The organism is Oceanobacillus neutriphilus, assembly GCF_014645515.1.
GTDB classification, from domain to species: domain Bacteria; phylum Bacillota; class Bacilli; order Bacillales; family Amphibacillaceae; genus Oceanobacillus; species Oceanobacillus neutriphilus.
In genome coordinates this window covers 58023-70238 of record NZ_BMLW01000007.1, presented here as the reverse complement: position 1 = coordinate 70238, position 12216 = coordinate 58023, and the positions used below count along the sequence as shown (strand labels likewise).

Below are 12216 nucleotides of genomic sequence, written 5' to 3'. Positions count from 1 at the left end.
ACACTGGAAACGATGATAAATAAAATGAAACTTTATTCAGTGGATGCAATCCATTATTCGTCCATTGATGTTATCTTCAAGGAAAACAAGTAACTATTTCATTTTGGAAAATGCCAATCCCAAGTATTTGACACCCAAATAGCATACACAATAATATATATTTTTATATGCCTTCTTATCTTATTTCCGCAGAATGAACAACTACGAAACATTGAGTGATCTATTTTATGGAAATAGCAAAAATATACGCGAGCAGTTATGGGGAATGTTTTAAGATTTATTTCAGGTATCTTTTTAGGAAATCAATTATTTAGGAGGATTAATACCACTGGAATAAGAGTTTCCAATGTATTTTTCATCTGAAATCCTCTGAATTTAGAGGATACAAAACTTAAGGCAGAATATAAATACCTCATTCAATCAATAGGATAAAGAATATATTTCCCAAGAATTTCTCTTTATTCTCAAGCACACAAGATGTATTTGTAAAATCTGACTATACTTTATACAATGTACTAGTTATTGCGTAACCAGTTTATTGAAATAGATCTGCTTCTTATAATAAGGGTATACACCTTATTATAAGAAGCAATTTTAAACGTACTATTTCTTTTATCTATCTCTTACTTCACGCTTAACATTGGGATTTGTAAAAATGTCGTATTCGTCATAACTAGGGGATGAAAACTCACTGATCACCGCTCCTTCAGGTCCTGCTTGAAACCAATGTTTCGTTTTTGGATTGATTGTATACTGTTCTCCAGGCAAAAGTACAAATTCTTTCCCAGCAGTATAGTATTGATTATTTTCTTGTGGTAATGTGACACTTATTTCATCAGGTTTTAATTCTTCGCCTTCTACATACAAATATACTTTTCCCCATCTACAACGAAAGGTTTCTTGCTTACCTTCTTTGTTCTCTAAATCAGGATGTAAATGTTCAGGACAAGTTTGATTGGGTAATAACACCATTTCTTTTGCACAATATCGTTCATTATTTATATACACTACAAGATTTAATGCTTCTTTCTCTATATTATCTAATCCAAAATCGGCAAAATCAATATTTTCTAATTCCGAATCAGATAATACAATATTTGCTTTTTCATATAATTCCTTTACTCTTCTTTTATAATCTTCAGTTACTTTTTTCAATTTCTTTCTCCCCTCTTTACTCTACAATTGAGTATAATAATATAATTCTTAATATTATTTTGAAACAATTAAATCATCCATATCAATATCACTTTCGTCTTCTTCTGTTAAAATTTTCACCGCATCTTTATCTACCCGTTTTTTAAGAAGGAAGAAGACTATGCCTGTTACTAATGAACCTATCATAAGAGCTGCAAACCAAGCCCATGCATTTGTCATTGTTACCATAGCAAATAATCCTCCATGCGGAACAGGTGATCCAGCACTCCAATACATACTCAATGCTCCACCAATAGCTCCACCAATACCAGTAGATAAAATTGCACGCCATAAGTCATTGAAAACAATAGGGAAACATCCTTCAGTTATCATTGCCACTCCCATAGGAAATGCTGTTTTTAATGTTTCAACTTCCATTTGTGTATAGATGTTTTTGTTGAAAATCTTTTGCATAAAGTAAGACATTGAAAATCCAAAAGGAGTAACCATAGAAGCTAACATCAACACAGCCATAGGCTCATTAATTCCTTCACTTTGTAAGGTAAGTAGAAAGGCAAAAACAATTTTATTAATTGGTCCACCATAATCAATACTTGATAGAATACCAATGATCGCTCCAAACAGTAGAGTTTGTCCCGTATCTAGACCTAATAAGAAGTTATTTAAAGCTTGAGTCAATAACGAAATAGGTGTACCTAGAATATAGTACATGATAAGCCCTACAATGATGGAGGAAATAAAAGGGATTATTAGCATTGGTTTTAATCCCTCTGCCCATGTAGGTACTTTCATTTTATCTCTCAAATACTTTGCTATATATCCTGCGATATAACCGCCAATAAAACCACCAATAAATCCTGCGTCCATATTTATAGATACTAAACCTACTAGAAACCCAGGTGCAATACCTGGCTTATCAGCAATGGAGAAAGCAATACCTGTAGCTATTACAACTGGGAGCAAACCTAGTATTAGTCCACCCATAGTAGTCAATGTATCAAAAAAGTTAAAACTTTCATTGATACTTTCAATATTTTCTCCACCAAACAAGTTTCCGATAGCAAGTAAGAAACCACCACTAACTACAATAGGAATCAAATAAGAAATCGCTGTCAGAGCATGTTGCTTCAATATATTAAATATTTTTTTTGAAGAATACGCACTCATTTATTAATCTCCTTTCCTTGCAATTTCCTCAATTTTTTTAATAAATTTATTAGGAGATTTTATTACTACATCAGTTGGTATTTCAACAGTCTTTATACCTTGAAATCTATCCTTACCGCTCACTTTGACGTCTGCTGCTATTATTGCAATATCTGCTACCTTTAACATTTCATCAGGAATGGGATCCTGTATTCCAATAGTTCCCTGAGTCTCAATGTGAATCTTATGCCCTGCACTTTCCGCAGCATTTACTAATTTTTCTTTTGCAACATAGGTATGAGCAATACCAGCCGTACAAGCTGCAATTCCTACAATATTCATATTTTTCCCCCTAGCTAAGAATATTTGTCATCTCTATTACACTAGTAGCATTTAGTAAATTTTCAACAACATTATCATTACCTAACTTCCCAGCAATCGAAGCTAATAATTTCAGATGCATATCGGATCCACCTTCTTCATCCCTTACAGCAAATAAACATACAATCTTTACGCCTTTATCATCAAGTGTTTCCCATGGTATTTCATTCTTAAATTTACCAATTGCAATACCGTTTTTGTAAACGCCTTCACTTTTACCATGGGGAATTGCTATATAATTCCCGATACCAGTTGTTCCAAGTGATTCCCGATAATAAATATCTTTTTTATAATCGTCAATATTATTTATATATCCTTCGTTTAAAAGCATCTTTGAAAGAACTTGAATAGCATCATCCTTGGTTTCAGCTTCCAAATCCACTCCCATAATCTTCTCATCTAGAAAATTCTCTATGCTTATATCCATATTAAACTCCCCGATCTTTTAATAATATAACTCGGCTTTATTGCTGGATTTAAACAAATTAATCTTTTCTTTTGCTGTTGTTTTTGTAGCCTCAATACAATCAGGATACATAACATTTGGTTCTCTAATCTGTGAATCACCATTATTTAAGATTTCCCTGAGTTTATTTGTAAAAGATATTTTTATATCGGAAGAAATATTTATTTTAGAAATACCTAAACCTACAGATCTTGAAATCTCTTCATCTGGATTACTTGAACCACCATGTAGAACTAATGGAATTTCTACCTTATCTTTCATTTCCTCTAAAATATCTATTCTTAATTTAGGTTTACGGTCTTTTGGGTAAATCCCATGTGCTGTTCCGATAGCTACTGCTAAAGAATCTATATTTGTTCTTTCTACGAACTCCTGTGCTTTATTCGGATCCGTATAAATAATATCAGAAGCACCACCTTCTGCAGAATTTCCTGTGTCCCCTATAGTTCCTAATTCAGCCTCAACTGATACCCCTACAGAATGTGCAATCTCAACAATTTTTTTTGTTGTCTCAATATTTTCTTCAAATGGTAAGTGAGAACTATCAATCATAACTGACGAAAATCCTAGTTGAATAGCATGTATTACTTGTTTATGTGTCGCACCGTGATCAAGATGCAAAGTTATGGGTAATTTTGTATTATTGATTTCATGATGTACTTGGCTAACAAAACTATCTTTTAGAAAACTCAATTCATCGGGATGGATCGCCATAATAAAGGGAGATTGTAATTCCTCCGCCGCTTCCATAACTCCAGTAAGTAATTGACCACTTCCAGCATTAAAAGCAGGTACTGCAAATTTATTCTTCCTAGCTACATCCAACATTTCTTTTCCTGTGATTAACATAGTATCCCTCCAGTTTTTATTTGAACATGTTTTTTCTTGCAACTTAACCATATTATTTTTTCTTTTTATTGTCAATATTTTCTTTTGTTTTCTATTATTTTTCTATTTTTTTCTTTTCTTTATTACTTCTTTAGTGTATTATGTAATTGAGAATTAATGATTCAATGGGAGAGGTTCATATGCATTCAATTAAAAGACAACAGATGATAGAAAACTTAATTTATAAAGAAAAAACTATTACAATCTCACAAATTGCAGAAAAGCTCCAAGTTTCTAAACCTACTGTCCGAAATGATATTCAAAAGTTGCTTTCTAATAATTCAAATATAGAAAAAGTACATGGTGGAGTATCGTTAAAGGATGATGCAGACATAGAGTTTGATTACGAAAAGAGAAAAGTTAAAAACAGAATGAAAAAAATTGAAATAGCAAAGAAAATAATTAATATAATAAATGAAAAAAATACAATATTACTTGATTCTAGTTCAACTACCTACGAACTCGCACAATTACTTTCGCAAACAAGTAAAAGAATAACAGTCATAACTAACGGCATACAAACCGCATTACAACTTAAAAAAAACCCTAAACTATTCGTGATAGTGTTAGGCGGATCATTAACAGATTCCTCCAATACTATTAAGGATGATTTTGGTGAAAATATACTTAACTTTTTTAACATTGATTATTACTTTTTTTCTGCATCGGGGATTTCTCTTAATCGTGGTTTTTCCGAATATAATATTCATGAGATTCGTACAAAACAAAAACATATTTCTATTGCTAATAAATCTATCGCATTAATTGATGAAACAAAATTTGATAAAGATTCTAACGCTAACTTTGCCTCCCTTGAAGATGTTGATTTGCTAGTTACCAATGACTCACTACCAAAAGATATTTATTCTGAATATAAAAAGCGTATTACATTCTATTAATAAATACAAAGTAGCTATTTTTCTGCCTTCTAATAACATGTAGTGTCTATGCTTTCTTGTAACTCAGTGAATTAAAATAGTTTCAAAATTAATGTTGGGGCAAATCTTGTGATCACAGATAGAGAAATAAAGACCTAACAAATGAGGTGTTTCTATGAAATATGTGATTGGAATTGACTTAGGAACAAGCGCTGTGAAAATTCTCCTTGTCAATCAAGAAGGGGACGTTGTTCAAGAGATTTCAAAATCGTATCCTTTAATTCAAGAAAAAACAGGCTATAATGAACAGAATCCAGAAGACTGGGTAAACCAGACAGTGGCAGGGTTGTCTGATCTTATGAGAAATTTTTCCGGTCAGCCTAAAGATATTGAAGGGCTCAGTTTTTCAGGGCAAATGCACGGTCTTGTGTTACTTGATTTAAATAATGAGATTATACGTCCTGCCATAATTTGGAATGATACCCGTACAACAGTTGAATGTGAAGACATTTATGCTAAAGTTGGAAGAGATCAGTTAGTTAATATTACTAAAAACTCTGCATTGGAAGGGTTTACGTTACCGAAAATATTATGGGTAAAAAAGCATGAACCAGAATTATTCGCCAGAGTAAATAAATTTCTAATGCCAAAGGATTATGTTAGGTACAAACTAACCGGCAAGCTTCACACGGAATATTCAGATGCTGCTGGAACACTCTTATTAGATGTTCCTAATAAAAAGTGGAGTAAAGAAATCTGCAATTCATTAGACATTGATATTGGTATTTGTCCTCCATTAGTGGCATCCCATGATGAAATTGGTACTATAACCAAAACATATGCCAAACAAACAGGTCTTGGTCTATCAACCCGCATTTTTGCAGGCGGTGCTGATAATGCATGTGGTGCTGTTGGAGCAGGGGTTTTGGAAGATGGAAAGACTCTTTGCAGCATTGGGAGTTCTGGAGTTCTTCTGTCATACGAAAAAAATGGGGACAAAGATTTCCAGGGGAAAGTTCATTATTTTAACCATAGCGCACCCGATTCATTTTATACCATGGGTGTAACATTAGCAGCAGGATATAGTTTATCGTGGTTTAAGGAAACATTTGCATCTGAAGAATCTTTTGAAAGTTTATTATCAGAAATAAAATCAGTTTCAGCAGGATCAAATGGCCTTCTTTTCGCACCCTATATAGTTGGAGAGCGAACACCACATGCCGATTCCTCAATTAGAGGAAGTTTCATTGGTATTGATAGTTCGCATAGACGTAAACATTTTGCCCGAGCTGTTCTTGAAGGAATTACTTTTTCCCTAAATGAATCGCTTCAAATTTTCCGTGAAAACGGGAAAGAAATAGAAACAATTATATCTATTGGCGGAGGCGCAAAAAACGAAGAGTGGCTTCAAATTCAAGCAGATATTTTTAATTCAAAAGTTGTTAGACTTTCAAGTGAGCAGGGACCTGGCCTCGGTGCTACAATGTTAGCTGCATATGGATGTGGATGGTTTGATACACTGAGTGAATGTGCAGATAAATTTTTAACTGTAGAAAAAGAGTTCACCCCTCACAAGGAAAATATGGAGACATATAAAGAGCTTTTTAAATTATATCAGGAGATCTACAGGAAAACGAAAGATTTAAATAAGAAGTTAGTAAACTTCCGAGATGAATAGGGAAACCACCTAAGACACCTATAAAAATGTTTCAGATTGAAAACTTTGATAATCAAATAATATTTTTCTATGAATGTAGTTAAATTAATAAATATATTAAAGACTAAACTGTATAGAAATTAACAACATAAAGATGCCCTTTAAAAATATTAAAAACCTGCATAAACACTAATTTTTTTATCATTACGATACCAAGCTAAGTTTAAACAAAAGGAATTGTTATTTCTAAATTAGGTATAGTTGATTCAAAATCATTTAAAATTCTAAGGGCCACGCGTACGTTAAAGATTTATTTGGGGATTCTTATTAGGAAATCAGTTATTTTTTGGGGTTAATATAATTTAGAAGACCAATATGGAATCATGCCTAAATCCACTTATATTACGGGATTTAGGCATGTTCGTTTCAAATAACAGTTTATTGCTCAATAATTGCTTCTCAACAGATTACCTCCATCTGATTCCTGAATCATCATTACTAAGATTGTATTTGTCTGCACCTCTATTCCGTATTACTTCGTATACTCCTCAGCAATTGGTTTACTCTCCTAGATTTGCTCAATTAAAGTTGGGATACGAACTGATTCTTTAAATTCTATATCGGTTTATCAGCAGTGTAAGGGATCATCAAGGAAAAAAGTACAACGAACCTTATAATAAATACAAATCCAATTCTCAGCTAATATTTTGACAATTCTACCAGTTGATTCTTCTTTTTTCGTTTCATAACTTTTTCTCCTTTAATCTCTTGCCCATCTTCAACATCGTCCATATAGAAAATCCACATATAATATATCCCAACAAACATCGGCTTTCGTCTTGCTTTTGCACCTTCACCCCAAGTAGCGATGATAAATATTTTTCGCTTCCAGCTGATCCATTGTCCCATGAACCAAAGCTCTCCCATCCTGAAAAAGAACAATCCGGAAAGAATCGACTTCAAACGAAAGCAAATAAGGATTTTGAAATAATTTAATTTGTTTATTTTTCTTCAGCTCTTCTGCCACTTCATCCAAATCTGCATGCTTACGCTGAGGGCGCAGCTGGACTGTGTTTCTTCCGCATAACACAGCTGTTTTCAAACGGGAATCATAGGCTAAGTTGGGATAGCTTCTTTTCTCTGAGCATGATGGACAATCTGATTTACGCAATGCTGCTGCCTCTATTTCCGTATACTCATTTTTCCAAAGGTCAAAGGATATGAGCCTTCCTGATAAAGCTGCTTCATTACCTGTTAATAGTTTTAACGCCTCTGTTACCTGCTGGGAAACAACCTTTTGCACAACAGGCTGAATAATCCCGACGCTGTCACAGGTAGCGCCGTTAGCAGGAATATATTCCTGCAGGCATTGTAAGCATGGTGTTTTTTCTGGAAGTACAGTAAAGGTAACTCCATAACTGGCTACAACTGCTCCGTAGATCCAGGGCTTTTGATACTTTTGCGCGATATCATTCAGCAAAAGCCTCGTCTCAAAATTATCCGTAGCATCAATGATTAAATCTGTCTCAGGTACAATTTGCCTCAGTATATTTATCTCGGCATCTCCAACAATTGCGTCTATTTTAACATGGCTATTCACTTCAGAAAGCCTTCGTTTGGCAGCGATCGCTTTTGGCATCTTCTGCTCCATATCTGCTTCACTAAACAGCTGCTGCCGCTGCAGATTACTTTCTTCTACATAATCCCGGTCAATTAAAGTTAAATGGCCGACACCGGCACGGGTCAACGCCTCCGCACTGCTTGATCCCAGTGCACCTGCACCGACAATCAGCACATGACTCCGGATCAATTTTTCCTGACCGGTTTCTCCAATCGGTGCAAATAATATTTGACGGTGATAACGATTAGTTTCCAATACTGATCCCTTCCTCAGGGCTGCTTGCTACAGCATAATCTTTCTTTGGAATTCTTCCTGCTTCGTATCCCAGCCGTCCTGCCTCTACTGCATATTTCATCGCTTCTGCCATTTTCACAGGATCATTCGCTCCAGAAACTGCCGTATTCAGCAGGACACCATCTGCACCTAATTCCATAGCATACGCTGCGTCTGCCGGTGAGCCGATACCCGCGTCAACAATAACAGGCACTGACGACTGCTCGATAATAAAAGAAAGGTTTAGCGGATTGATAATCCCTTGACCGCTACCAATTGGTGAAGCTCCAGGCATCACTGCATGTGCTCCTGCTTCCTGCAGTTTTTTGGCCAGTACAACATCATCTGAGGTATAAGGAAGCACAGTAAAGCCTTCTGCCACCAACTCTTTCGTAGCTTTCAATGTCTCAATCGGATCTGGAAGCAATGTTTTATCGCAGCCAATAATCTCCACCTTCACCATATCACATCGACCCGAAGCAGCAGCTAATTTAGCAATGCGCACAGCTTCCTTTGCATCCTTTGCCCCTGCTGTATTCGGTAAAAACGTATATTGGTTCACATCAATTTTTTCTAAAAAATTCGGCAACGAAGGATCATAAATATTCATCCTTCTTACAGAAAAGGTGAGTACCTCTGTCTCTGATTTATCGACCGCCTGCTTTTGAATATCGAAATCAGGATATTTTCCAGTCCCTAAAAATAAACGAGATTTAAATTGATAGTTTCCTACTTTAAGCATTTGCTTAACCCCCTCCAACAAAATGAACGATCTCGACCTTGTCCCCATTTTCCAGTACTGCTTTTTCATGCTCTTCCTTCTGCAATATTTGCTGATTATGCTCAATGATCAAAGGTTTACCTTCTAATTCCAGAAAATCTATTAAACCTTTAATATGCTTTACCTCTTCCTGAACCTCTAATCCATTGCCATTCACTGTTATTTTCATTATGACTCACCTGCCTTTTCCAGTTTATTGTCTTTACGATTCAATCGAAAGCCATCGTAATAAAATGGATCAACCGGTTTATTCTCTATTAAGTCTGCCATATAGATTCCCGTGATAGGTGATAGCAGTATGCCATTCCGATAATGTCCCTTAGCCGCATATAAACCAGCAATACCTGGAACTTCCCCCATGTATGGAAGCTCATCAGCTGTGGCAGGTCTGACTCCAGCCCAAAAACTGCTTATCCTCGCATCTGCCAGCTGCGGCACCATTTTCTGTGCCCTTGACAATAACCTCTGGATACTTGCGGCACGAACATGTTTATCTGTTTTGCCAGGAATGGAAGAGGCTCCAACAATCACCTTTTTCCCTTGCTTCGGAACAAGGTAACAGCCATCCATCCAAAGCGTAGATTGAAATAAATCCTCTTCCAATTCTAATAATAAGCACTCACCCTTCACAGGAATAATGCCATAATCTTTAGACAGTAATTTATCTCCAAACGCTCCTGTTGCAATAACGACTTGATCAGCATAATATGCTTCCTTTGTTGTCTGAATTCCATAAACTGCTCCATCTTCTATCAACAGCCCGGTTACTTTTTCCTGTTCACGCAAAACTGCGCTCTGATGATAAGCAGCCAAAGAGAATGCCTCTGTCAGATGACGGGCCGAAACCTGGCCATCATTCGGCATATAAAGAACTGCACGAAGATTCTCGGTTAGGCCTGGTTCCATCTTCCTCGCTTCTTCTACCGACAGCAAATAAGCGGAATTAGCAGCCTTGCGCTGAAATGCAGCGATTGTTTTCAGCTTGTTGTACTGATGCTGATGAAAAGCAAGCTTCATTATTCCCTTGTGAATATACTGAATATCTATTCCGGTTTCTTCCATCAGCTCTTTGGATAAACTTTCAAATAATGATCTGCTCTCCTGTGCAAATTGGAAAAGAGGACTCTTCTCTGCAAATTCTCCTTGAGCTCCTAACATTCCAGCTGCAGCACTTGAAGCCTCACATCCGATTTGATTCCTTTCTACTATCAGCACCCGATAGCCTCTTTTAGCCAGCTGATAAGCAATAGAACAGCCAATTACTCCTCCGCCAACAATGATTTGATCAAACTGTTTTTTCACCTTCACCCACCTTCCCAAGTATCCAACACACGCCGGTAAGCCTCGACAGTTTGCACAGGATTATCCGCCTTCCAAACACCGGACATTACAGCTATCCCGGAAACTCCTGCAGCAATAACTTCTTTCGTTCGCTCAGGAGTAATTCCTCCAATAGCATAGACCGGAACGGATAATACATTGGTGATTTTCCGAAGGTCAGTTAATCCTCTCGGCTGCTGGTTCGGCTTGGAGCTGCTGGTGTAAATATGGCCATACAATAAGTAATTTGCCCCTTCCCGTTGAGCCTGTTCTGCTTCTGGTAAGGAATGGACAGATTTCCCTGTTACAAGTGCAGAGAAGCAATCTTTCACAAGCGATATGGGAGGACTATGGTATGCCAGATGGATACCTGCACACTGTTTCATTACAGCAATATCAGCACGGTCATTTACAATTACTTTTGTTAGTGGAAATTCGATGCTTTCTAATGCTTCCATTATTTCCAGGATTTCTTTTGCTGTCTTCTTTTTCTCTCGGATATGAAAATAATCAATGCCTTGATGAATGCGCTTCATTATCTCTAAATGCTGTTTAGAAAAATTGCCGTCACTGATAAGATGTAATTGTCTGTCCATCTCCATTGCTCCTTTCTTTTATGCAGCGGAAGAAACGAAAAAAGACCACTCATCCATTGGATAAGTGGCCCTGATTATATAAAAATTCAGCGATCGAATTATATATCGTCGTGTTCCTGCCACTTCCCTACGCTAGTACTAACCAGATCAGGTTCAAAGGGTCCGAATACTCGTCTCAGCCAAAGGCTCCCCTAGTGTTGATTATTTAATTTTCGAATTACAATTAAAGGATAACATATAATTTTTTATTTTCAAAGGTATTTTTACAGTATCTCTTTTTTCTGCTAATGAATAATTTATCTAGCCTTGCTTTGCATAGTTAATAGAAGCAGCATACAAATAATAAGCTAACCCCGTTTGTTGATCCTCTAACATATTTTTATGAAATTCATCAGTAATAAAAAACCATGCTGATTCAACAAATTCTTGTGAGTCTACCTTCATATTGTTGTCATTGATATACTTAATATGTTCAGAGATAAGCTGCTTCACCCGTTCATCATTAACTGCCCATCCTTTTGTTAATGCAAAAGCCATTTTATCCATAAACGCTTTCGATTCTCTGGCGGATTCATTTAATTGTTCTGCTTCAATATTGTCTACAGGAATTTCGTATTGATAGTTTCCCTGCAAATATTCATTTTGCTCTTTCAACTGCTCCTGCCATTGTTCTTGATTTAACCCTTTAAACATGTTTTGGTTATCTATCACTTCTCCACGCTCCTCAAAATAGATAGTTTCATTAATAGTATTTAAGATCAGATTCATTCGCTTTCCCTTGTCTTCTATCAGTTTCTTTTGTTCCATTAACATATCGTAACGGCTCTTTTTTTCATACAATATTTTCTGAATAGACTCTAATGGGAAATCTAATTCACGATAAAACAAAATATGCTGTAATTTTTCTAATTCCTTTTTTCCATATAAACGATATCCAGCTTCTGTGATTTCTCCCGGCTCTAACAGTCCAATCTTGTGATAATGATAAAGCGTTTTGATTGTTATTCCGGTTAAATCAGCTACTTGTTTAACCGTCAGCATAGGAAACTCACCT

14 protein-coding genes and 1 riboswitch are annotated in these 12216 nt (G+C 36.0%); of the genes, 2 read left to right on the top strand and 12 right to left on the bottom strand.

Features of this window, described 5'->3' with window-relative positions; all coding sequences use genetic code 11:
* Positions 1-612: 612 nt before the first annotated feature.
* Genes IEX29_RS12545 through IEX29_RS12525 form a run of 5 tightly spaced genes read right to left on the bottom strand, consistent with a single transcriptional unit; the run spans position 613 to position 3997 of the window.
* Positions 613-1155, bottom strand: a complete 543-nt coding sequence (locus IEX29_RS12545; RefSeq protein WP_188734781.1) for a D-lyxose/D-mannose family sugar isomerase — start codon at positions 1153-1155, stop codon at positions 613-615.
* Between the two features lie 54 nt (positions 1156-1209).
* Positions 1210-2322 carry a PTS fructose transporter subunit IIC gene (locus IEX29_RS12540; RefSeq protein WP_188734780.1) on the bottom strand — a complete coding sequence of 371 codons (1113 nt, stop codon included), beginning with the start codon at positions 2320-2322 and terminating at the stop codon, positions 1210-1212.
* 3 nt (positions 2323-2325) lie between these two features.
* Complete coding sequence (locus IEX29_RS12535; protein WP_188734779.1) at positions 2326-2643, bottom strand: PTS fructose transporter subunit IIB; 318 nt, start codon at positions 2641-2643, stop codon at positions 2326-2328.
* 10 nt (positions 2644-2653) lie between these two features.
* Entirely contained in the window at positions 2654-3109 is a 456-nt protein-coding gene (locus IEX29_RS12530) for a PTS sugar transporter subunit IIA (RefSeq protein ID WP_229720203.1), read from the bottom strand.
* Positions 3110-3127: 18 nt separating this feature from the next.
* Positions 3128-3997 carry a ketose-bisphosphate aldolase gene (locus tag IEX29_RS12525; RefSeq protein WP_188734778.1) on the bottom strand — a complete coding sequence of 290 codons (870 nt, stop codon included), beginning with the start codon at positions 3995-3997 and terminating at the stop codon, positions 3128-3130.
* A 179-nt stretch (positions 3998-4176) separates the two neighbouring features.
* On the opposite strand from IEX29_RS12525, the gene IEX29_RS12520 reads away from it, so the two are divergent.
* Both IEX29_RS12520 and xylB read left to right on the top strand, forming a co-directional pair.
* Positions 4177-4935, top strand: a complete 759-nt coding sequence (locus IEX29_RS12520; protein WP_188734777.1) for a DeoR/GlpR family DNA-binding transcription regulator — start codon at positions 4177-4179, stop codon at positions 4933-4935.
* 154 nt (positions 4936-5089) lie between these two features.
* The gene (xylB, locus tag IEX29_RS12515) at positions 5090-6592 is read left to right on the top strand and encodes a xylulokinase (RefSeq protein ID WP_188734776.1); all 1503 of its coding nucleotides are present in this window, start codon (positions 5090-5092) and stop codon (positions 6590-6592) included.
* A 678-nt stretch (positions 6593-7270) separates the two neighbouring features.
* Here the strand turns inward: xylB and IEX29_RS27025 are convergent.
* The 7 genes from IEX29_RS27025 to IEX29_RS12480 form a co-directional block, all read right to left on the bottom strand.
* The gene (locus IEX29_RS27025) at positions 7271-7399 is read right to left on the bottom strand and encodes a hypothetical protein (RefSeq protein WP_268239049.1); all 129 of its coding nucleotides are present in this window, start codon (positions 7397-7399) and stop codon (positions 7271-7273) included.
* Between the two features lie 25 nt (positions 7400-7424).
* Entirely contained in the window at positions 7425-8447 is a 1023-nt protein-coding gene (locus IEX29_RS12505; RefSeq protein WP_188734774.1) for a ThiF family adenylyltransferase, read from the bottom strand.
* Positions 8437-9207: a thiazole synthase gene (locus IEX29_RS12500; RefSeq protein ID WP_188734773.1), complete on the bottom strand. Its 771-nt coding sequence runs from the start codon at positions 9205-9207 to the stop codon at positions 8437-8439. Before IEX29_RS12500 ends, IEX29_RS12505 begins: the two co-directional genes overlap by 11 nt.
* A gap of 4 nt (positions 9208-9211) precedes the next feature.
* Positions 9212-9415 (bottom strand): sulfur carrier protein ThiS, encoded by a 204-nt coding sequence (gene thiS, locus IEX29_RS12495; RefSeq protein ID WP_188734772.1) that lies wholly within the window; start codon positions 9413-9415, stop codon positions 9212-9214.
* Complete coding sequence (thiO, locus tag IEX29_RS12490; protein WP_188734771.1) at positions 9415-10548, bottom strand: glycine oxidase ThiO; 1134 nt, start codon at positions 10546-10548, stop codon at positions 9415-9417. The genes thiS and thiO overlap by 1 nt, the downstream gene beginning before the upstream one ends.
* A gap of 2 nt (positions 10549-10550) precedes the next feature.
* Positions 10551-11162: a thiamine phosphate synthase gene (locus IEX29_RS12485; RefSeq protein ID WP_188734770.1), complete on the bottom strand. Its 612-nt coding sequence runs from the start codon at positions 11160-11162 to the stop codon at positions 10551-10553.
* 107 nt (positions 11163-11269) lie between these two features.
* Positions 11270-11365, bottom strand: a riboswitch (TPP riboswitch).
* A gap of 97 nt (positions 11366-11462) precedes the next feature.
* Positions 11463-12203, bottom strand: a complete 741-nt coding sequence (locus IEX29_RS12480) for a MerR family transcriptional regulator (RefSeq protein ID WP_188734769.1) — start codon at positions 12201-12203, stop codon at positions 11463-11465.
* Between the last annotated feature and the right edge of the window lie 13 nt (positions 12204-12216).